Origin of the sequence: Amycolatopsis albidoflavus, assembly GCF_039525725.1 — a bacterium.
Taxonomy (GTDB): Bacteria; Actinomycetota; Actinomycetes; order Mycobacteriales; family Pseudonocardiaceae; genus Amycolatopsis; species Amycolatopsis albidoflava.
Window position 1 is genome coordinate 65,686 of record NZ_BAAAHV010000031.1, and the last position, 21,106, is coordinate 86,791.

General features: G+C 69.7%; 21 protein-coding genes. 11 read left to right on the forward strand and 10 right to left on the reverse strand.

Annotation, left to right across the window (positions count from 1 at the left end):
- Nucleotides 1-70 precede the first annotated feature (70 nt).
- Complete coding sequence (locus tag ABD156_RS44765) at nt 71-556, forward strand: GbsR/MarR family transcriptional regulator (protein ID WP_344287776.1); 486 nt, start codon at nt 71-73, stop codon at nt 554-556.
- On the opposite strand, the gene ABD156_RS44770 is transcribed toward ABD156_RS44765, so the two are convergent.
- The gene (locus tag ABD156_RS44770) at nt 553-1,116 is read right to left on the reverse strand and encodes a TetR/AcrR family transcriptional regulator (protein WP_344287778.1); all 564 of its coding nucleotides are present in this window, start codon (nt 1,114-1,116) and stop codon (nt 553-555) included. The two genes, ABD156_RS44765 and ABD156_RS44770, sit on opposite strands and share 4 nt — an antisense overlap.
- 87 nt (nt 1,117-1,203) lie before the next feature.
- On the opposite strand from ABD156_RS44770, the gene ABD156_RS44775 reads away from it, so the two are divergent.
- From ABD156_RS44775 to ABD156_RS44800, 6 genes are all read left to right on the forward strand, one after another.
- Nucleotides 1,204-1,833 (forward strand): NAD(P)-dependent oxidoreductase, encoded by a 630-nt coding sequence (locus ABD156_RS44775; protein ID WP_344287780.1) that lies wholly within the window; start codon nt 1,204-1,206, stop codon nt 1,831-1,833.
- A gap of 208 nt (nt 1,834-2,041) precedes the next feature.
- Nucleotides 2,042-2,791: an SGNH/GDSL hydrolase family protein gene (locus ABD156_RS44780; protein ID WP_344287782.1), complete on the forward strand. Its 750-nt coding sequence runs from the start codon at nt 2,042-2,044 to the stop codon at nt 2,789-2,791.
- Between the two features lie 99 nt (nt 2,792-2,890).
- The gene (locus tag ABD156_RS44785) at nt 2,891-3,031 is read left to right on the forward strand and encodes a hypothetical protein (protein WP_158242475.1); all 141 of its coding nucleotides are present in this window, start codon (nt 2,891-2,893) and stop codon (nt 3,029-3,031) included.
- Between the two features lie 1,406 nt (nt 3,032-4,437).
- Nucleotides 4,438-5,043 (forward strand): RNA polymerase sigma factor, encoded by a 606-nt coding sequence (locus ABD156_RS44790; RefSeq protein ID WP_344287784.1) that lies wholly within the window; start codon nt 4,438-4,440, stop codon nt 5,041-5,043.
- Complete coding sequence (locus tag ABD156_RS44795) at nt 5,040-5,525, forward strand: carboxypeptidase regulatory-like domain-containing protein (RefSeq protein WP_344287786.1); 486 nt, start codon at nt 5,040-5,042, stop codon at nt 5,523-5,525. The genes ABD156_RS44790 and ABD156_RS44795 overlap by 4 nt, the downstream gene beginning before the upstream one ends.
- Before the next feature lie 53 nt (nt 5,526-5,578).
- Entirely contained in the window at nt 5,579-8,167 is a 2,589-nt protein-coding gene (locus tag ABD156_RS44800) for a CHAT domain-containing protein (RefSeq protein WP_344287788.1), read from the forward strand.
- A 164-nt stretch (nt 8,168-8,331) separates the two neighbouring features.
- Here the strand turns inward: ABD156_RS44800 and ABD156_RS44805 are convergent, their stop codons facing one another.
- The gene (locus ABD156_RS44805) at nt 8,332-9,090 is read right to left on the reverse strand and encodes a polysaccharide deacetylase family protein (protein WP_344287790.1); all 759 of its coding nucleotides are present in this window, start codon (nt 9,088-9,090) and stop codon (nt 8,332-8,334) included.
- Between the two features lie 85 nt (nt 9,091-9,175).
- On the reverse strand, nt 9,176-9,622 hold the full coding sequence (locus ABD156_RS44810) for an SRPBCC family protein (RefSeq protein WP_344287792.1): 447 nt from the start codon (nt 9,620-9,622) through the stop codon (nt 9,176-9,178).
- 74 nt (nt 9,623-9,696) lie between these two features.
- Between ABD156_RS44810 and ABD156_RS44815 the strand changes: the two genes are divergently transcribed.
- A complete protein-coding gene (locus ABD156_RS44815) occupies nt 9,697-11,655 on the forward strand; it encodes an FUSC family protein (RefSeq protein WP_344287794.1) in 1,959 nt (652 codons plus the stop codon).
- A 37-nt stretch (nt 11,656-11,692) separates the two neighbouring features.
- On the opposite strand, the gene ABD156_RS44820 is transcribed toward ABD156_RS44815, so the two are convergent.
- The 4 genes from ABD156_RS44820 to ABD156_RS44835 form a co-directional block, all read right to left on the reverse strand.
- Entirely contained in the window at nt 11,693-11,965 is a 273-nt protein-coding gene (locus tag ABD156_RS44820; RefSeq protein ID WP_344287796.1) for an antitoxin, read from the reverse strand.
- 65 nt (nt 11,966-12,030) lie between these two features.
- A complete protein-coding gene (locus ABD156_RS44825; protein ID WP_344287797.1) occupies nt 12,031-12,999 on the reverse strand; it encodes a prephenate dehydrogenase in 969 nt (322 codons plus the stop codon).
- A 29-nt stretch (nt 13,000-13,028) separates the two neighbouring features.
- Entirely contained in the window at nt 13,029-15,035 is a 2,007-nt protein-coding gene (locus ABD156_RS44830) for an oxidoreductase (protein ID WP_344287799.1), read from the reverse strand.
- Nucleotides 15,035-15,583 carry a PadR family transcriptional regulator gene (locus ABD156_RS44835; protein WP_344287801.1) on the reverse strand — a complete coding sequence of 183 codons (549 nt, stop codon included), beginning with the start codon at nt 15,581-15,583 and terminating at the stop codon, nt 15,035-15,037. The genes ABD156_RS44830 and ABD156_RS44835 overlap by 1 nt, the downstream gene beginning before the upstream one ends.
- Before the next feature lie 112 nt (nt 15,584-15,695).
- Here ABD156_RS44835 and ABD156_RS44840 point away from each other — a divergent pair, with 112 nt between their 5' ends.
- Nucleotides 15,696-16,625: a patatin-like phospholipase family protein gene (locus ABD156_RS44840; RefSeq protein WP_344287803.1), complete on the forward strand. Its 930-nt coding sequence runs from the start codon at nt 15,696-15,698 to the stop codon at nt 16,623-16,625.
- On the opposite strand, the gene ABD156_RS44845 is transcribed toward ABD156_RS44840, so the two are convergent.
- The 3 genes from ABD156_RS44845 to ABD156_RS44855 form a co-directional block, all read right to left on the reverse strand.
- Nucleotides 16,589-17,071 carry a hypothetical protein gene (locus ABD156_RS44845; protein ID WP_344287805.1) on the reverse strand — a complete coding sequence of 161 codons (483 nt, stop codon included), beginning with the start codon at nt 17,069-17,071 and terminating at the stop codon, nt 16,589-16,591. The genes ABD156_RS44840 and ABD156_RS44845 overlap by 37 nt on opposite strands.
- A gap of 73 nt (nt 17,072-17,144) precedes the next feature.
- Nucleotides 17,145-17,993 (reverse strand): SAM-dependent methyltransferase, encoded by an 849-nt coding sequence (locus tag ABD156_RS44850; RefSeq protein WP_344287807.1) that lies wholly within the window; start codon nt 17,991-17,993, stop codon nt 17,145-17,147.
- 49 nt (nt 17,994-18,042) lie between these two features.
- Nucleotides 18,043-18,516, reverse strand: coding sequence for a MarR family winged helix-turn-helix transcriptional regulator (locus ABD156_RS44855; protein ID WP_344287809.1), 474 nt, complete (start codon nt 18,514-18,516; stop codon nt 18,043-18,045).
- Nucleotides 18,517-18,684: 168 nt separating this feature from the next.
- Between ABD156_RS44855 and ABD156_RS44860 the strand changes: the two genes are divergently transcribed.
- Together ABD156_RS44860 and ABD156_RS44865 are read left to right on the forward strand one after the other, a co-directional pair.
- Entirely contained in the window at nt 18,685-19,647 is a 963-nt protein-coding gene (locus ABD156_RS44860) for an alpha/beta hydrolase (RefSeq protein ID WP_344287812.1), read from the forward strand.
- Nucleotides 19,648-19,803: 156 nt separating this feature from the next.
- On the forward strand, nt 19,804-21,021 hold the full coding sequence (locus ABD156_RS44865; RefSeq protein ID WP_344287814.1) for an alpha/beta hydrolase: 1,218 nt from the start codon (nt 19,804-19,806) through the stop codon (nt 21,019-21,021).
- The last annotated feature ends 85 nt before the right edge of the window (nt 21,022-21,106 follow it).

Below are 21,106 nucleotides of genomic sequence, written 5' to 3' on the forward strand. Positions count from 1 at the left end.
CGAAGTTGTGAAGTTAAGAAAACGTCTGGACCGAGTGATCTTCCGGGGAGGCGTGGGAGAGGATGGACGGATGACGACGCCTGAGACAGAACGTGACGAGGACGCCGTCCGCCGCTACGTCGAGAGCCTGGGGCTGGTGATGTCTCAGATCGGCATGCAGCGCATGTCGGCACGGGTGTTCGCGGCGTTGATGACGACCGACTCGGGGCAGTTGACGGCCGCTGAGCTCGCGGAGCAGCTGTCGGTGAGCCCGGCCGCGATCTCCGGCGCGGTGCGGTATCTGGACCAGATCGGTCTCGTGACGAAGGTCCGCGAACCCGGCGAGCGCCGCGACCACTACCGGCTCTACGACGACCTCTGGTACGCGACCTTTCTCAAGCGCGACCGCTTCCTGATCATGTGGCGCGACGCGGCCACCGAGGGCATCGGCGCCCTCGGCGAGGACACCCCCGCCGGGAAACGGCTGGCCGAGATGCGGGACTTCCTGGCGTTCATGCTGGTCGAGGTCAACAACCTGTACGACCGCTGGCACGAGCTGCGGAAGAACCGCGACTAGCCGAGCTTCTCGATGGTCGTGGCCAGGCGGTGTGCGAGGTCCGGGCGCGGCTCTCGTTCCTCGAAGGACGCCAGGAACGCTTCCTGGAAACACGCGCCGAGCAGGAGCCGGGCTGCCGCTTCGGGGTCGAGATCGCCGCGCAGCCTGCCTAGCTTGACCTCGGCGGCGAAGTAGCCGGCGACGTGCTGGATCGGCAGGTCGGGGCCGTTTTCGAGACTGTCCCGGTGGGTGCGGAGCAGATCGCGCGAGGAGAAGATCGAGACGGAGATCGGAAAGCTCGCGCAGTAGAAGGCCAGCGCGGTGGCGGTGAGCTCGGCGAGATTGTCCGCGAGATCTGCCTTCCCGGGGTTTTCGGCGAGCCTTTCCGCTGTGGCGACGAGGTCGGGCAGCTCCTCTTTCAGCACTGCCAGGAAGAGCGCGGTCTTGTCGCGGAAATGCTTGTACAGCAAGGCTTCCGAGTAGCCCGCGGCCTGCGCGATCGCCTTCGTCGTGGCATGTGCGTACCCGCGCTCCCGCATGACTGTCGCTGCTGCGGCGACGAGGTCCTCGCGGCTTCCCATGCTTGCTCCCTGAGGGTCTTCTCAGCGTGGTGAGTGTTCACTCACCCTAGCTGGTAAGTGTTTGCTCACCCCTGTTGGAGGCCTCTCATGAAGATCACCGTCCTAGGCGCGAGCGGCCGGATCGGCGGCCTGGCGGTGCGGGAAGCGCTGGCGCGCGGATGGCACGTAACCGCCGTAGTCCGCGACCCCGCGCGGTTGACCGTGCCCGCGCATCCCCGATTGGACGTCGCGGTTCACTCCCTGACCGACCCTCGCCTGGCCGACGCCGTGACCGGTCGTGACGCGGTCGTTCTGGCCCTTGGCCCCACGGATCTCAAGCCGACGACGGTCAACTCCGACGGCACCCGCTCCGTGGTTTCCGCCCTGCGCGGGTCCCGGACGCGGTTCGTGGTGGTGAGCGCGTCCGGTCTGCCCGCGGAGGGCGACAGCCTGTTCTCGCGGTTGTTGCTGAAACCGTTGCTGGGAGCGGTGCTGCGCAACGGATATGCCGACCTGCGGCGGATGGAGGCGATCCTGCGCGAGGCCCCGGAGGTGCGGTGGACGATCGTGCGTCCGACGAGGCTGACGGACAAACCGGCGCGGGCGCGGGTCCGCAGCGAGGTGGGGCGGGACGTGCGGGGGAGCTACCAGGTTTCGCGGGCGAACGTGGCCCGGTACTTGCTGGACGCGGCCGAAGACGACGCTTTGGCGGGGAAGACAGTGTCGATCGCTCAGTAACGAGGCTGTCTGCTGCTGCTGACACCTGCGGCTGGAGCGTCCGAGGTTGCAGCCGCCTGTGGCTGGTGGTGCTGTCGGCAGTTGCAGACATGCTGCTCCCGGCGGCTTTCCCCAAGCTATCCCCAGGGTTGTCCACAACTCACCTCCCCTGTGGACAACTCCCTCCGCGGGCCCGGATTTGTCGTAGGCCCTCGTTACTGTCGGAGGCATGGCAGTTCTACGGCTGTTTCTCCTCTTCCTGATGGCACCCGTGCTGGTCGCACAGGCTGTGCGGGTGCGTCGGGAGACTCCGCGGCTCCCCGGAGCCGACGGGCCGATCGAAGGCGCTCTCGGTTCCGGGCGACCGCTGCGGCTCACCGTCATCGGCGAATCGACGGTGGACGGCGTCGGTGCGCTCACCCACGCCGAGGCTCTCACCGGGCAACTCGCGGCGGGGCTGGCTCGCGCGTACCCAGACCGCGAGGTGCGGTGGCACGCGCTGGGCATCACCGGCGCGTCGGCGCGGGTCGTGCTCGACGAGCTGGTTCCGCGCGTCCGGGCGGCGGACGTGGTGGTGGTCGTCCTCGGCGTGAACGACACTCTGGAACTGCACTCGGCTGCCCGATACCGGCGGGATCTGCTGTCGATCGTCGTCGAGGTGCGGCGGAGGGCCGGCGACGTCCCGGTCGTCCTCGCGGGTGTGCCGCCGCTCGCGAGTTTCCCGTCGTTGCCCCGGCCGCTGCGGGACGTGCTGGGCGCGCGGTCCGTCGCGCTCGACCGGGCGGCGCGCGAGCTGACGCGGCTTCCCGGGGTCACGCACGTCCCATTGGTTCCGGGACTGCTCCGTCCGGGAATGTTCGCCGCTGACCGTTTCCACCCCGGCCCGGACGGTTACCGCGCTTGGGCCGCCGCGCTCTCGGAGGGATTACCGATCGTCACTGACGGTTGGCATCCGGGGGAGGTGACACGGCCGTCCTGACCGGCAGGCTCACAAAATCCTCAAAAACTTTGGCGCTCCGTGTATCTAGGCGCACTCTGGATGCGTCCTATGGGGCGAACCAAGGAAAGGGAGGGCCACATGCCTGCGGATCAGAAGGACGAGCGGCAGCCGGGAACCACCGTTCCGCCCGTCAAGACGAGCCCCGCGCCTGGGGCGAACCGGGGAGTGCAGCCGGACGGCAACCACGAGCCGCTCGACGACACCGGCACTGCCAAATAGCGAGACGGGCGGCGCCCGGGAGCCGAGGGGGTTGCCGGACGTCGTCAGCCGGAGGGAGTTCGGGGAGGAATTCCCTTCCGGCGGGGCCCGACAGGGGAGCGGGCCCTCATGGGGGCGGGGAGTACCGGTCGGCGCGCGCGAGCAGCCCGCGCTGGCCGGTGCGCACCCGCACGACCGCACGCTCCGCGTGCACCAGCGCTGAACCGGCGACCTGATCGGCACAAGGGGGCGATCAGGCCGGCGGCCGGCGCGAAGCGAGATGGACGTGACGCAAGGACTGGCCACCCGCCGGTCCGGTCTCCGCTCGGCCCGGGTCTGGGGGACCCGGCCCGGCCGGACGGGTTTCGGAGGGGACCCAGCCGGCCGCTGAGCGGGCTGGAGCGGCGGGAACGGCCAGGCCTCACGGACCGCGGCCCGCGGGCTGGCGCGGTCGGGCGGATCCGGGGAGGGATCGGTTCGGCTGGCGGGTTTCGCGGGTTGGTCGGGGTGGGTTGGCTTGCGGGTTGGCGTGGTTGGGCAGGTCCGGGGAGGGATCTGCCCAGCTGGCGCGCCTTGCGGCCAATTCGGCAGGACTGGCGGCTCGGCTTGCGGCTTGTCCGGCTGAGCGGACCTCGGGGAGGGGTTCGCGGGGTCGGCGGGCTTGGCGGGCCGGTCCGGCTGGCAGGTCGGCTTGCGGTCCGGTTGTGGTCAGGCGGGTTCGGGGAGGAATCCGTCCAGCCAGAACCGGGCCGCAAGGCGACCTGAACTGTATCGGCCGGGTGGATCCGGGGGAGGGATCGATCCGGCAGACGGACGGACGGGGCTGGTGAATCGGCTTCCGGTCCGGTGCGGAAGGGCGGATTCAGGGGAGGAATTCGTTCGGCCGAACCGGGCCGGCGGGGCGCGATGGGTCGTTGGGGGACCCATCGGGTCCGACGGAGCTGTCGGGACACGACCGTGCTGGAGGGGGAGCCCGGCCGGTCGTGTCCCGGCACCCCGCCGGTCCCGGCGGAAGCCGACCGGGCTGCCAGGCCCGGGAGAACCCGCCGGACCTGCACAAACGCCGCCATCCGCCGGGTGCACGGCAACGAAAACCGCGGCAAAGCAGCACCGGAACCGAAGCAAGACCAAGCAGCGAGCACCAAAAGCCGCCCCAACCGGCTCCGAGAAAAACCCACCTGAAAAAAAGTCAGAGATTGATGTATCCCAGAGCCAGTTGTTCGCTCCTCAACCAAGAGCCCACCCACGGGGCACACACCGTGCCCCTGTGCACCATCCGCATCACCGAACCCACTGAAAGAGCGCGCACAATTCACGATCGATCCGGTACCCGACCGGAGAGGCGACCCGCGACTGGCCCGGCCGTGCCGACACGACCGGTGGCTTGCTCGCCCAGGTCGGCCCACCTCCGGAGTGAGGCAGCTACGGTGACCGACGTGCACACCACCGAGGTAGACCCGCCCTGGGAAGGCCTGACCGGCGCCGACCTGCACGCCGCTTGCATGGAAGCGGCGCGGGGCGGCGATCGGCGCGCCATGGCGAAACTCGTCGACGAGCTGACGCCGCTCGTCTGGCACGTCGCGCGCGCCAACGGGCTCGACCGGCAGCTGGCCGAGGACGTGGTCCAGACCGTGTGGCTCGCTCTGTTCAGCCAGCTCGCGAAGCTGCGCGACCCCCGCGCGCTCGCCGCCTGGCTGATCACCACGACTCGCCGCGAGGCGACCCGTCCCTACGGCAGGCGCACCCAGCCCGTGCCGCTGTCCGACGAGGTCGCCGCGACGCTCGAAAGCGATCATCCCGCGCCTGAGGAGGAAGCCGTCCGCGCCGACCGGGATCGCCGGGTCTGGCGCGCCTTCCTCCGCCTGCCCGCACGCTGCCAGGAGCTGCTGCGGCTGACCGTCCTCGCCGGCCGCGCCGAATACCGCGCGGTCGCCGAGGCTATGCAGATGCCGCGCGGCAGCGTGGGGCCCACCAGGGGCCGCTGCCTCGACTCGATGCGCGATCTGCTCGCAGGAGAAGGGGGTGCCCGGTGAGCGACAACATCGGCAGGCCGGGACACGGCCAAGCGATTCCGGACGACGAGGCCATTCTGGCGGACATCGGCCGGTTTCTCGACGAGCTGGACCCGCCGCCGGACGATCTGGTGCAGCGGGTCCAGTTCGCGCTCGAGCTCGAGAACCTCGACGTCGAGGTCGCGCGCTGGGAGCGGCTCGACGAACTGGCTGGCGTGCGCAGCACGGCGACCGGCACGATCACCTTCACCGTCAGCGACCTGACGGTGATGATCAACCTGACCAAAATCGGGAAGGTGCACCGGATCGACGGCTGGCTCGCGCCCGCGGGCGAGTACGACGTGGAGGTGCGGGTCGCCGATCACGGCACGTTCGCGACGGCCACCGACGAGGGCGGCCGCTTCGTGCTCGAACGCGTCCCCTGCGGAACCACGCAGATCCTCGTGCACCTCGGCGCCGGCGCGCACCGCCGCACCGTGGTCACGCCGACCGTCGTGCTCTGAGAAACCCGGACGGGCGTTATGGAGAGTGGCGGAGGTGTGCTCCCATAGAGTCCGTGTCCGCGCCCGTCCATGATCGAACGATCGCGGCGGCGTCCGATCTGTACGCGCGCGGCCGGGCCGCCGCGTCCGACCAGCGGCCCGGCATCGCGGTGCGGTTGTTCCGCAGCGCGCTCACGCGGCTGGCGCGCGTTGCCGAACCGCTGCCTGAACACCGGGAACTGCAGGTGCGGGTGCTGGTGAGCCTTGGCGCGGCCGAGGCCGAGGTCGCCTCCACCGACGCCGGTCTCGCGCACCTGGAGACCGCGCGGCAGCTTCGCGATCAGCTCCCGGAGAACCAGGCCGTCCGCGAACTGGGGTTATTGGTCACCGGCCAACGCGCGGTGGTGCTGATGCGCGGCGGCCGGTTCAGCGAATCGCTTTCGGTGTACGACGCCGTCATGCCTGGGATCGAGGCGGAGTTCGACGACTCCCGCCGGACGCTGGTGATCATGCTCCTGAACCGGGCCCTCGTGCACATGGCGCTGAACCAGCCGAACGCCGCGCAAGCCGACCTCGAGCGCGCGCTCGGTTTCGCCCGCGAGAACGGGCACACCCGGCTCGAAGGCAAGATCCGGCAGAACCTCGGCGACCACGCGCAGCTGATCGGCGACGTCCCGCAGGCGCTGTCCAGCTACGAACAAGCCGCGCGGATCCTCGTCACCGAATCGCCCGGTTCGATCCCGCTGATCCGGCTCGACCAGGCCCGCGCGCTGCTCACCGCGGGCCTCGCCGATGAGGCGGGCAAGCACCTCGACGAGGCGCTGCCGGAGTTGCGCGCCAACGGATCCGGCCAGCACATCGCGGAAGCCGAGGTCGCGCGGGCCGCGGCCGCGTTGCTGGAGGGCGATTTCGCGTTGGCGCGAAAGTCCGCGTCGGACGCGCGCCGCCGATTTCTCCGCCGCGGCAACCGGACGTGGGCCGAGATCGCCGGTCTGGCGCGGTTTCGGGCGGAAGCCCAGCAGGTGCTGTCGGATCGGCAAGGCCGGTCTACCTCGCGGTTGCCCGCCGAACTTGTCTCGATCGCGGAGCGGCTGGCCGCGCTCGGGCTGCGTGACGAGGCGGCGGTCGCGCGGCTCTTCGCGGTGCGATTGCTGATCCGCCGCAAGGAAATCGCCGAAGCCTCGCTCGTGCTCACCCACGTGCCCGCCCCGCGCGCGACGTCACCGATCGACCACCGGATGCTCTTTCGGCTGTGCCGGGCGGAATTGGCTGTCGCCGAGGACCGGCCGCGCGCCGCGCTCGCGCAGGCCCGCGCCGGACTGCGCGAACTCGGCACGATCCGCGACCGGATGGGCGGGCTCGATCTGTTGTGCGGCACGGCCGTGCACGGCGAGGAACTCGGCAGGCTGGCGATGCGGCTCGTGCTGCGGCGCGCGCGGCGGAACGCGGCCGGCGCGCGGCGGATGTTCGCGTGGCTCGAACGCACCCGGGCGCAGGTCTACCGGTACGAACCGCTGCCGGTGATCGAGGATCCGGTGCTGGCCAAGCACATCAACGAGATGCGGCACGTCCAGCGCACCATCCAGCGCGCCCGGCTGGAGGGCGAGCCGGTGAAGGCGCTCGAGCAGCGCTACACCCAGCTGCAGCGCGAGGCGAGCAGGCTCGGCTGGTACACGAGCCAGTGGGGCCGCCCGCGTCCGGTCGCGACGCCGGACGAGGTCGTCGCCGCGCTCGGCGATCGCGTGCTGGTGAGTTTGGTGCCGTACAACAATCAGCTGTACTCGCTGGTCGTCGACCGCGGAACGTTCCGGCTGCTCAAACTGGGGCCGCTGGACGACATCGTCGAGACCGCGACCCAGCTGCACGCCGACCTCGACGCGCTCGCGCCGGACCATCTGTCGCCGATCATGGCGGAGACGGTGTCCGCGTCCGCGCGCCGCCGGGCGGAGAAGCTCGACGCGCTGATTTCCGCGTCGCTGGTCAAAACCCTCGACGATCGCGAGCTGGTGATCGTCCCGATCGGTCAGCTCTATGCGATGCCGTGGGGCGCGTTGCCGTCGCTGCGCGGGCATCCGGTGTCGATCGCGCCGTCGGCGACCGCGTGGATCACCGCGAAACGCCCCGCTGAGGACGGTCCAGTGCTGCTCGCGGGCGGCCCCGGGGTGCCGGGCGCGGTCGGCGAGGTGAGCAAGCTGCGCTCGGTTTATCCGGACGCGCAGCTGGTCGAGGGCGATGAGGCGACGAGCGCGACGGTCCTGACCGCGCTGGACGGAACCCGCTTGGCCCACCTGGTCGCGCACGGCGCGCACGAGCCGGCGAACGCGCTGTTCTCCCGCGTGGAGCTGGTCGACGGCCCGCTGTTCGCGCACGAGACGACCCGGCTCGCGAACCCGCCGGAGCGGGTGGTGCTGGCCGCGTGCGAGCTGGCGATGAGCCACATCCGGCCGGGCGAGGAAGCGCTGGGCTTCGCCGGAACGTTGCTGGCGAGCGGTTCGCGGACGGTCATCGGCGCGGTGGCCCGAGTCGGCGACCGCGCGGCGGCCGACACGATGGCCGACCTGCACCGGCGGCTGGCGGAGGGGACGTCACCCGCGCTGGCCCTGGCGGAAGCGGTGGCGGTGGACCCGATGCGGCGGCCGTTCGTGTGCCTCGGGGCTGGCTGAGCTCCCGGAGGCGGCGGCAGGCGGGCTCGTGAGTCGCGAAGCCGGTTAGAGCCGGCATTGCCGCGCACGAGGATTGACGAGGTAAGCGCCCGCGCGGCGCGGGTCTCGTGAGTGGCGAAGCCGGTTAGAACCGGCGTGCGCACTCACGAGCGTGCGCCAGGTGCTCAGCCCAGGAAGTCGGCCAGCGGGACCGGGGTCAGGCCGTCCTTCTTGGCCTGGGCGATGAACGCTTCGTAGTCTTCCTTGAACGTCTTGCGAAAGTGCATCAGCACGATGTCGCCGGGACGGAGCTTGTCGCCCGATTGGAACTGGACGACGCCGTCGTTGACCGAGGCGGTCCACAGCACCGACGCGCGCATCCCGCACTCCGCGGCGGCCTTCAGGGTGTTCTGGTCGTAGTTGCCGAACGGCGGGCGGAAGAGGCTCGGGCGCACGCCGAGAGACTTCTGAAAGTCGTCCGCGTCGTCGCAGATTTCCTTTTTCTGGAAGTCCAGCGGTTTGCCCTTGAGGTTCGGGTGGTTCACCGTGTGGTCGCCGAGCACCGCGCCGGTCGAGTCCAGGATCGCCTTGAAGTACGCCTCGTGGCCCTTCACGTACCGGTTGTTCAGGAACAGCACCGGATGCCCGCCGGACTGCTGGATCAGGCCCTGCGCGGACGGGTCCTTCACCGCGCCGTCGTCCATGGTGATGAAGACGTACGGCTTGTCGGTCTGGATGCGGCGGACCACGCCGACCTTGCCGTCCTGGATCGCCGGGGCCTTCTGCTGCACGGTGCCGAACGGGTACGGCCCGGGCGGCGGACCCGGCTTCGCCGCCCCCGGGGCGGGGTTCGCCTGTTCCGGGGCTTGACTCGAATCGGGGCTGGAGCACGCCGACAATGCGAGCAAACCGGCCAATGCCGCCGCCAGCCATCGCTTCGCCATGCTGCTTCCTTTCCCTCGGGGTCACCCGAGGGGATGACGTCTGTACTCCAGTCTGAGTTGATCGTTGTGGTGCAACGCACCCCCGTCAGACAGCACGATTGCCCGCTTTGGCCAACCGCGTGGCCAAAAATCCGATCACTCCGCGCAACGTTGCGAGGGCGACGGGCCCCGTTCCGGGGATCCGTTCGGCGAACGACCCCGACCACCTGAGGTCTGTGCCGCCGTCGGCGTTCGGCGTGAACATCACTTCCGCACGATAGTCGTGGATCGGGCTGGAACCGTCGATTGTGTAGACGTGCCGTCGATCCGGTACGTATTCGAGAGTCCGCTCGCGCAGCAGAACCGGCCACAATCCGACTTCCCGGACGGCGTCGACCTTGCCGTCGTCGCCGAGCGCCGACCACCGGGACTGCAAGACGAGCGGCCGCGCCCAGGTCGACCACAGCGTCCCGTCGCTTTCCAGCCGGAACAGCACTGGTGGCGGCGCGCTGCTCACCTTGTTCACCTCGAACGAATACCTGCGACCCGCCATGAGAGCTCCTCGAACACGTTGTTGGCCGAGCGACAAATCAATCCCGGACAGCCCCGGTAGGTCAAGATGGTGCGGTGAGCCGCCCCGACTTCGCCGCGCCGCACTGGCTGACGCAGCTTCTGCGTTCCAAACCTGTTCCCATTCCGTGGAACATGGTCGCTCGCGCGGTGGTCGCGCTGGCTACTCCGCTGGCGGTCGCGTACGCGGCTGGCGACATCGCGGTGGGCGCGCTGATCTCCACCGGAGCGCTGCCGACGGTGCTGTCCGAGGCGGCCGGGGCCTACCGCTACCGCGCGCGCCGGCTGGGCGGGGCGACGTTCGCCGCAGCGATCGGATACCTCCTTGGGCTGCTCACCGGCGGCATGCCCGCCTGGTCGATCCCGGCGATCGTGGTGGTGGCGGCGGTTTCCGCGCTCATCAGCGCGGCGGGCAGCAACGCGTCGGTGGCCGGGCTGCAGATGTTCGTCTTCTGCGTACTCGGCACCGCGCAGCACGCGACCGGCGTACGTACCGAAGTGCTCTTCGGCCTCTTCTGCGCTGGCGCTGGCTGGGGTCTGCTGGTCGCGCTCGGCACCTGGACGCTTCGCGCGACGAGCCCTGAACGCACGGCTGTCGCGCAGGTCTACATCGAACTCGCGGCAATGCTGTCGGCCGAAGACGAACCGACTTCGCGGGTCGCGCGCCATCAGCTGACCACCGCGATGAGCACGGCGTACGACCGATTGCTGGTCGCGCGTTCCTGGCTGTCCGGCCGAGACGCTGCGTATCGCCGGCTGTTGAACCGGCTGTCCGCGACGACGCCCGCGGTCGAGGCATCGGTCGCGATGGTCAACGCCGGACAGCGCGCGCCGGACGAGGTCATCGACTACCTGACGCGCGTGGCCGCGTCCGTGCTGGCGAGCCAGCCGCTGCCGCCCGCGCCTGAACTGGCGGACGAGAACGCCGACGCGGTGGTCAGCGCGCTGTACGCCGGGCTGGCGAGGATCGGAAAGCTCGATGACCGCAAACGCCGTAAGAAGGTTTCGCTGCTGCGTCGCGTGCGCGAGTGGGCGAGCGGGCTTTCCGGGCCGCTGACCTGGTTGGCGACACTTCGGCTCACGGTGTGCGTCGCGGTGGCCGAAGTGGTGGCGCTGATGGTGCCGTTCGAGCGGTCGTACTGGATCACGCTCACCGTCGGCGTGGTGCTGAAACCGGACTTCGGCTCGGTGTTCGGCCGCGCGGTGCTGCGCGGGATGGGCACGGTCGCGGGCGTCGGGATCGGTGCGGTGGTGCTCGCCTTCGGCGCGCGCGGCTGGGTGCTGGTGGCACTGATCGCGGTGTTCGCCGGCGGGGCCGCGGTCGGGAAGGTGCGCAATTACGGGATGCTCGGCACCTTCGTGACGCCGCTGATCATCCTGCAGATGGACCTCGCCAACACCGGCAGCTGGACCGTCGTGCTGGCGCGGCTGGTCGACACCGTGATCGGCTGTGTGATCGTGCTCGTCGTCGGCTATCTGCTGTGGCCGGGTTCGCGGCGGCCGACCGTCGGCGGGCGGCTGGCGGACAGTTTCGACACGGTCGCCAAGTACGTCCGCACCGCGATGGTGCTGAACTCGACCAGCGAATCGCGGCTCGCCCGGTCGCGGGCCCGGCGCGCGGCGTACCGCGCGCTCGCGGACCTGCGGACGGCGTTTCAGCAGGTGATCGTGGAGCCGTCGCCGGCGGGACGGCAGGCGGTGGCGTGGTGGCCAGTGATCGCTGGCCTGGAGCGCGTGACCGACGCGGTGACCGAGGTCGGCGTGACGATCGGGGAGGGCGCGCCCGCTCCGTCGCCCGCGGACATCGAGCTGCTCACGGACGCGCTGGCGGAGCTGGCGTCCGCGGTCCGCGAGCAGCGGGACCCGGATTCGGTGCCGATGCCGGACAACCCGCGCCTCGCCGGGGTGGTGGACCAGCTCGGCTCGACCTTCGACGCGGTACGCGGGCCGGACCTGGTGGAACGGTCGCCGCTGCGGCTGGTGCGCCGGTTCCTGCCGTACCACCGGCGCACCTGAGCCTGGCCGCAGCCGGGCCCAACCCGGAGGCGGAGGGTTACTGCTGTCCGCCGGGCTGGCCGCCCTCGGCCTGGCCGCCTTCGGGTTTCGGGCCGCCTTCGGGCTTCTCGCCGCCCTCTTCGTGCTTGCCGGTGACCTTGCCCAGCAGGTCCTTTGCCTTGTCCACGCCGCCGTCGATCTGCGAATCGTGGCCGCTGACCTTGGACTTCGCGAATTCTGCCGCCTTCTCGAGACCCTGCTCGAGCTTGCCGCTGTTCTCGCGCAGCGCCTCGGTCGCCTTGTTCTTGAGCTCGTCGAAGTTGATGCCCATCGAATGCCTCCCCGGGGTTGGGATTGAGAGGCTTCAATCGTTACACAACAGGCGTTCCAGGCAAGTCAAGAGACTTCGCCGAGTGCGACGGCTCCGTCCAGTCCGGTGATGCGGCCGCCGCGTTCGCCGAGTGCCACGAGTCCTTCGCGGGCGTCGGCGGCGGTGAGGTCGATGCGAACGCCGGACAGTGCCGCGTCGCGGGCCGCTTCCAACGCCAGAGCGCCTTCGTGACCTGCGTTGATGGTCGCGGCGAGGCCGCCGGTGGACGCGAGCGAGCCGCGGGCGGCTCCCAATCGGCCGAGTGCGTCGTCGACGATCGGGAGCAGGGCGTCGCGGTTGCCTTCGGTCATGGCGCGCACCAGGTCCGGCGACGAGCCGGCCACGCGGGTGCCGTCGCGGAACGAGCCGGCGGCCAGCGTCATCGCGAGCGGGCCGCCCTGTGCGCCGACCGAGGCGAGGATCGCGGCGAACAGGTGCGGCAGGTGCGAGATCCGGGCGACCGTCTCGTCGTGCGAATCGGCGGGCAGCGGGATGGCGTGCGCGCCGACGTCCAGCACGAGCCGGGTGACCTCGGACCAGGCCGTGAGGTCGGTTTCCTCCTCGACGCCGACGACCCAGGCCGCGTCGCGGAAGAGCATCGTGTTGCCGGCCAGCCAGCCGGAGTGCGACGTGCCCGCCATCGGGTGTCCGCCGACGTAGCGCGTGTACGGCGCGCGGCGGCGGACCGCGTCGAGCATCGGGCCCTTCACGCTGACCACGTCGGTGAGGATGCAGTGCGACGCGTGTTGCGCGACCTGCCGCAGCAGGTTCTCCACCGCGGGCAGCGGCACCGCGATGACCACGATCGCGTCCGCGGCCGCGGCTCGCTGCAAGGCGGCTTCGGCGTCGGTGGTGACGTCGTAGCCGCCGCGGCTCGCCGCGTCAGCGTCCACTTCGGACACTGTGGTTCCCCAGACGGTCCTGCCGCTCGCCGCGGCGGCTCGCAGCAGGGAACCGCCGATGAGCCCGAGCCCGATTACGCATACGTCTCGCACGGGGCCATCCTGCCAGTGCGCGCAAGCGGCTACAGGACGGCGGCCAGCCGGGTGCCCTGGTCGATGGCCCGTTTGGCGTCGAGTTCCCGTGCTTCGTCCGCCCCGCCGACGAGATGCACCGGCACCTCGCCGAGCGCGCCCGCGAGCTCCCGCACGGATTCCTGGCCTGCGCAGACCACCACGGTGTCGACTTCCAGCAGCCGCGGTTTCCCGTCGACGGTGACGTGCAGACCGGCGTCGTCGATCCGGTCGTAGGAAACGCCGCTGATCTTTTCCACCCCCTTGGCGCGCAAGGCCGCGCGGTGCACCCAGCCGGACGTCTTGCCGAGCCCGGCCCCGATCGGCGACTTCTTGCGCTGCAGCAGGTAGACCTGCCGCGGCGACGGTTCCGGCTTCGGCTTCGCGAGTCCGCCGGGCGCGAGCGCGGGGTCGGTGACGCCCCATTCGGCCATCCAGGCGTCGCGATCCAACGCGGGCGACGAGCTGTGCGTGAGGAATTCGCTGACGTCCACGCCGATGCCGCCCGCGCCGATCACCGCGACCCGCTCGCCGACCGGTTTGCCGTGCCGCACGACGTCCACGTACGACAGCACCTTCGGATGGTCGATCCCGGGCAGCGAAGGGACCCGCGGCGTGACGCCGGTAGCCAGCACGACCTCGTCGAAGCCGGTCAGCTCCGCGGCGGTCACCCGGGTGCCGAGGTGCACCTTCACTCCGGTGACCTCCAGCCGGCGCGTGTAGTACCGGATGGTCTCGGCGAATTCCTCCTTGCCCGGAATCCGCCGCGCGATCCCGAACTGGCCGCCGATTTCGTCGTCGGCCTCGAACAGTTCGACGTCGTGGCCGCGTTCGCCGAGCGCGGTCGCGGTGGCGAGCCCGGCCGGTCCGGCCCCGACGACGGCGACGCGTTTGACCTTCCGGGTCGGCAGCAGGTTCAGGGTCGTTTCGTGCCCGGCTCGCGGATTCACCATGCAGGACACCGGTTTCCGGCTGAACGCGTGGTCGAGGCAGGCCTGGTTGCAGGCGATGCAGGTGTTGATCTCGTCCGCGCGGCCGGTTTCGGCCTTGCGGATCCAGTCCGGGTCGGCGAGCAGCGGCCGGGCCATCGAGACCAGGTCCGCGTCGCCGTCGGCGAGCGCCTGTTCCGCGACGTGCGGCAGGTTGATCCGGTTGGAGGTCACCACCGGCACCGAAACGTGCGGCTTCAGCTTGCCGGTGACCCAGGTGAACGCGCCGCGCGGCACCGACGTGACGATCGTCGGCACGCGCGCCTCGTGCCAGCCGATGCCGGTGTTGATGATCGTGGCCCCGGCCGCCTCGACGTCGCGGGCGAGCGCGACGACGTCGTCCCAGCTCTGCCCGCCTTCGACGAGGTCGAGCATGGACAGCCGGTAGATGATGATGAAGTCCGGCCCCACTTTTTCCCTGGTGCGGCGGACGATCTCGACCGCGAACCGGCGACGCTTCTCCGCGGTGCCGCCCCACGCGTCGGTGCGCCGGTTGGTGCGTTCGGCGAGGAACTGGTTGATCAGATAGCCCTCGGAACCCATGATCTCGACGCCGTCGTACCCGGCGTCGCGGGCCAGCGCGGCGCAATCGGCGAACGCGCGAATGGTTCGATGCACGCCGTACGCGGTGAGCGCGCGCGGGCGGAACGGGTTGATCGGGGCTTTGCGGCTCGACGCGGACACGCTCAGCGGGTGGTAGGCGTAGCGGCCGGCGTGCAGGATCTGCAGCGCGATCTTGCCGCCCTCGGCGTGCACCGCGCTGGTGAGCAGCTGGTGGGTTTTCGCCTCGGCGGGCGTGGACAGCTTCGAGGCCAACGGCAACAGCCAGCCGGTGCGGTTCGGCGCGAACCCGCCGGTGACGATCAGGCCGACGCCGCCGCGCGCGCGTTCGGCGTAGTACTCGGCGAGCTGCGGAAAGCGCGACGCTCGGTCTTCCAGACCGGTGTGCATCGACCCCATCAGGACGCGGTTGCGCAGCGTCGTGAAGCCGAGATCGAGCGGGGACAGCAGGTTCGGGTACTCGGTCATCAGTGAGATTCCTTTTCGTCGGCCTGCAACGCGGTCAGGATTTCTTCCAGCCACTCGACCTGGCCTTCTTCCACCCGGATTCCGCCGCGCAGCACGAGGTATTGGTGCAGCGGACGGCCGCGGAGCCGGTCTGGGGCGGGAAAGTCGCGCTTCTCGATCTGCCGGTACAGCTCCAGCCGCTCGGCGTGCGCGTCGCGGTGCCGGGTGATCTCGGCGGCGACCGCTTCGGGGTCGCCGAACGACGCCCCGCGCAGCTTCACCGCCAGCTCCTGCGGCCCGGCCGACGGCGACGGTTCGGCGAGCCAGCGGCGCAGTTCGACGCGGCCCGGCTCGCTGACGGTGTAGACCTTCTTGTCCGGCCGGCCGTCTTGGGCCACCACGTCGACGGCGACCTGGCCGGCTTCCTCCATCCGCTTCAGCACGCGGTAAATCTGCTGGTGGGAGGCGCTCCAGAACAGCCCGATCGACTTCTCGAACCGGCGCGCCAGCTCGTAGCCCGAGCCGGAGCGCTCCGACAGCGAGACGAGGATCGCGTGCTCCAGTGCCATGCCGGACAGTGTCATATGCAACTAGGTGCAGTGCAACTGAGTGCAATCCAGGTCACCCGAGGAGGGGGCAAAACGGGTCGATCGGAGCGGCGAAGAGGATCAAGATGGAGGGGTGGATCCGGTTATGGAACTGCTCGTCGAGCGCATCGCCGAGGGCAGCGTGCCGGGGCGGCGGACGGACGGCCGCAGGCTCGCGCTCGCGGTGGAGGGCGGCAGCAGCCGCGGCACGTATTCGAGCGGAATGGTGCTCGCGCTCGACGAACTCGGGGCCACGCTGGCCTTCGACGACGTCTACGGCGCCTCCGCCGGTGCGCTCAACGCGGCGTGGCTGGTGTGCGGACGCTCGCGGACCGGCGTGCGGACCTGGTGGAACCCGGCGGTCATGCGGCGGATCATCAACCCGCTGCACACCCTGCGCGGCCGTTCGGTGATCGATCTCGACTATCTCGTGCACCAGGTGTACTCGGTGCTCGAACCGATGGATTTCCCGGCGATTCTGGCGAGTCCGGTCGGCTTCCACCCGCTCGCCACCGACGCCGACACCGGCGAGTCGACCGATCTGCGTCCGTTCATCGAGGACGTCGACGGGGTCAAAACGGCGCTCGCGGCGTCGTCGTGCATGCCGGTGCTGGCCGGGCCGCCGATCGCGATGGGCGGGCGGCGGTTCGTGGACGCGGGGATCGCCGAACCGCTGCCGTTTCGCACCGCGTTGGCGCAGGGCGCGACAGACGTGCTGGTGCTGCGGACCCGGCGCGAGGACGAACCTCCGATGCGGCCGCCGCGCGTGCAGGACGTGGTCGTGCCGCGGTTTCTCCGCCGCCACGCGCCAGGCACCATCGACGCTTGGCGCACGCAGTACCACCGGGATCTGGAAGACGAACGCCAACTGCGGGAAGATCCGCGGCTGGCGAGCGTCCGGCCGCCGGCCGGTGCGCCGGATGTTTCCGTGCTGGAGCGGGATCCGGCGGTGCTGCGGCGTGCGGTGGAGCTGGGACGGGAGGCGGTTTACGCGGCGTTGGACGTCTTGCGCAAGGCGTCGTGAGCGCGGTTGCGGACGGTGAGCCGTTGGGCGACAAGGGAAACTGCCAGGTAAAGCAGGATTGACGCGCCGCCAAGGCCTTTCGCTTCGTTGGCCGCGTCGATGGCGAAGTCAAGTCCTAAGTGGACGCCGAAGGAAATGAGCCACAGCACGGCGGTTCGCCAATTTCCTTGCCGCCACAGGGTTCCGTCGGCCCGCCAGACCAGCATGGTGTAGCCGCGGGCTACGCCGAAGCCACCGGCGATGACGAAACTGCCGACGAGCAACAGGATCGCCGCGGTGGTCGGCGTGGTCTTGGCGATCGCGACGCCGAGCGAGGCGGCTCCGAGCGCGCTGATGACGAGCAGCACCACCGGCGGGCGGTCGGCGCGGCGGACTTGGAGTTGTCGCCACATCAGCCAGGTCAGGACGACCAGGCCGATCAGGATGTTGTCGAAAGTGTTCGGCACAGCGTCGACTGTGCCCGGGCCGGGCCGTCCCGCGCCTCCACCCGGGGGTGGAGGCCGGGTGGGAAAACCCCGGTCAGGCCTGCGGTTTGCGGGCCACGCCGCCGATCACGCGCGACTCCGACGGCGCCTTCGCGAACACCGTGTCGCCGTCCGGATGCCACGCCGGCGCGTACACCAGGCCCGGTTCGAGCAGCGGCCAGCCGCCGAAGAACCGTTCGAACTCCGCCTTCGTGCGCAGGATGCCCGGGTTGGTGGTCGACTCGTAGTACTTGATGATGTCGACGAGCGCCTGGCGTTCGTTGTCGTCCACCGGGTTTTCGTTGGTCATCTGGGAAAGGATGAGCAACGAGCCCGGCGCGAGCTGCTTGCGGTAGAACTCGAGGATGCCGTCCGGGTCCTGGTCGTCCTTGATGAAGTGCAGCACCGCGTTGACGATCAGCGCCACCGGCTTCCGGACGTCGATCACGTGCGAATCCGCGACCCGGTCCCACAATTCGGCCGGCTGCAGGAGATCGGCGGCCATCGCCTGGTGCCGGTCCTCGTCCGCGGTGTCGGCGAGCAGCACCTGCGAATGCGCGAGCGCCACCGGCTCGTTGTCCAGGTACAGCACGGAAGTGTCGTGGTCCGGGCGTTCGTCGTCGGCAACCTCGTGCACGTTGCCCGCGGTGGGAAGGCCGGAGCCGATGTCGACGAACTGCCGGATGCCCTCGCGCACGCTCTGGCGCACCGCGCGGCCGAGGAACTGCCTGCTGGTGCGGCAATACTCGCCCATCAGCGGCAGCCGTTCGCGCACCTTCTCGGCGAAGATCCGGTCGATCGCGTAGTTGGTGGTGCCGCCGATGAAGTAGTCGTAGACGCGGGCCGCCGACGGCCGGTCCAGACTGGCTTCCACCGCGCGCAGTGCTTCGTCCTGTGTGCTCATCGCCGTCCTCACGCTCGCCCTGGCGCTCATGCTAACCATGGCGCCGGGGTCAGCTCGGCCGGTAGGACTCCCGGTAGGCGTTGACCGAAGCCGTCAGCTCGTCCATCACGGCGCGCATCCGGCCGAGTTCGGCTTTGTCCAGGTTCATCGCCGCTCCGACGTGCGGCGGGATCCGTTCCGCCTTGGTGCGCAACGCGGTTCCCTCTTCGGTCAGCCGGATGCGGACCGAGCGCTCGTCGTCGGATTGGCGTTCGCGCTTGATCAGCCCGGCCTTCTCCAGCCGCTTCAGCAGCGGCGACAGGGTGCCGGAGTCGAGGCTCAGTGCGGCGCCGAGTTCCTTGACCTGCTGCTCGTCCTGCTGCCACAGCGCGAGCATCACCAGGTACTGCGGGTAGGTCAGGTCGAGCGGTTCGAGCAGCGCGCGGTAGAGCGCGGTGACTGCCCGGGAAGCCGAGTACAGGCCGAAGCACAGCTGGTCGTCAAGCAGCAGCGAACCGGTTTCTCCGGTGTCTGGGCTGGTCATCGGTGGCCTCCCTCGGGTTTCTTCTTCCCAGCTCTCCATCCTCTCTCGGCTGATCGGGAAGGGCAACTCAAGTGCTCTAGATCTCATTGTGTGTCATCTAGTTGTGCACAACTAAGTTGTGGAGTTATGTTCTGTGCAGTCCGCACGACGCAGCTATCGGAGGAAGTCATGACCGCGAACCCGCAGAACCTCGCCCTCGAGCCGGCCGCCCTGGCGTTCGCCGAGGCCACCGACCAGCCGCCGTACCTCTTCCAGCTCCCGCCCGCCGAAGGCCGCAAGGCGGTCGACGGCGTGCAGGACGGCGACGTCGAACTCGCGCCCGCCGACATCGAGACGCTGACCGTCCCAGGTGGACCGAACGGTGACGTCGAGGTCCGGATCGTGAAGCCGCAGGGCGTCACCGGGCCGCTGCCGGTGCTGGTCTACATCCACGGCGCCGGCTGGGTCTTCGGCGATTTCCACACCCACGAGCGGCTGGTCCGCGAGCTCGCCGCCGGAACCGGCGCGGCCGTTGTTTTCCCGGAATACAGCCGTTCGCCGGAGGTTCGTTACCCCGTCGCGATCGAAGAGAACTACGCCGCCGTGAAGTGGGTTGTCCAGAACGGCGCGGAGAAGGGGCTCGACACCACGCGAATCGCGATCGCGGGCGACTCGGTCGGCGGAAACATGACCGCCGCGCTGACGCTCATGGCGAAGGAGCGCGGGGACGTGAAGTTCCTTCAGCAGGTGCTGTTCTACCCGGTCACCGACGCTTCCTTCGACACCGAGTCGTACGCGAAGTTCGCTGAGGGCTACTTCCTCAGCCGCGAAGGCATGAAGTGGTTCTGGGACCAGTACACGACCGATGAGGCGCAGCGCGCCGAGATCACCGCTTCGCCGCTTCGCGCCACTGTGGAGCAGCTCGCCGGACTGCCGCCGGCGCTCGTGATCACCGGCGAGGCCGACGTTCTTCGCGACGAAGGCGAGGCGTACGCCGCGAAGCTGCGTACGGCGGGCGTGCCGGTGACGGCGGTGCGGTACCAGGGCGTGATCCACGACTTCGTGATGGTGAACGCGCTTCGTGAAACGCACGCGGCGGAAGCGGCGATCACACAGGCGATCACCGTGTTGCGTGGCGCATTCGGCAACTAATCAGGGACTAACGGGCAATCCTGAGGTTCCGCTGAGTTTGCCGGGGCCATTCTGGGCGTGATCGACGTCACGTGATCACAACGAGAATGGCCCCTCAAACGTATCTAAAGCAGCGGGTCCCGCCTTCCGGGCGCGCGATCGGTCCTGGAGGTACCCGTGCACCTGAGCGCAATCAGGTTGGATTCGCCCGTCATGCTCGCGGTGATCGGCGTGCTCGCGCTCCTCGCGGTCATCTCGGTCCCGTGGTTTTGGGACAAATGGCGCAAGCGCAAGCAAATCGGCCGCAGTGCCACCGTTCTTGTCGCGCTGTGTCTCGTAATCGTCACGCTTGGCTTGACCGGCAATATGATCGGCGGATTCTTCCCGACGCTCGGCTCGCTGCTCGGAACCGGCGCGTTCGCCGCCGAGGGCATCGACGTCGAGGGCGGCGACAACGGCGTCGATCTCGGCCGCGCGCGGGACCTCGGGGTGGCGCACGCGCGGGTCGGCAAGGGGACCATCGCGCACGTGACGGTGACCGGACGGCGCACCGGCCTCACCCGCGACGTGACGGTTTACCTTCCGCCGCAATACTTCCAGCACCCGTACAAGTCGATGCGGTTCCCGGCGATCACCTGGATCCCGAACTACCCGTCCGGCCCGGAGGTCACCACCGCCCCGATCGGGTACCACTTGCCCGAGCAGCTTGACGCGGCGATCGCGAAGCATCTGCTGCCGCCGGTGATCGTGCTGATCCCGGACCCGACCGGAACGCCGAAGATCGGCCACGACACCGAATGCGTCGACGAGGTCAACGGAAGCCCCAATGACACTTACCTGTCCGCGGACGTCCGGGAATGGGCGATCCAGCGCCTCGGCGTCAACCCGGACCGGCGGGCGTGGACGATCGCGGGCTGGTCGTCCGGCGGCTATTGCGCGCTGAACCTCGTGACGCGGCATCCGCAGTGGTACGCGCAGGCGGCGAGCGTGAGCGGGTACGAAAAGGCGCAAGTGGACGGTGAGACCGAGAATCTTTTCCGCGGCCGCAAGGACATCGAGGACGCGAACAACGTCAAGATCAACGTCCGGCTGCACCCGGCCCCGCTGGAACTCCTCGCGATCTCCGGGGAGAAGGAACAGAACGAAAGCCGCGCGGTCGACCAGATGCGCGCGGCCGCGCAGGCGCCGGTGCAGTTCACGTCGTGGCGGATTCCGGACGCGGGGCACAACATGAACACGTTCAAGGCGCAGCTGCCGGACGTGCTGACGTGGATCGGGCAGCGGATCCCGGGACCGTCGGCGCCGGGGCCGCGGGCCGACGTGACCGGCGGCGTGAAGCCGTGGCCGCTGCCGAGCACAGGCGCGCGGGGCGGGCTGACCGCGGTGGAGCAGTGACGCTCAGCGGATCCCGGAAGGTGCTTGACCACCTCGGTGACCTGAGCTTCCGCAGTGTCGTAGCCGACCGAGCGGGGATTCTCGG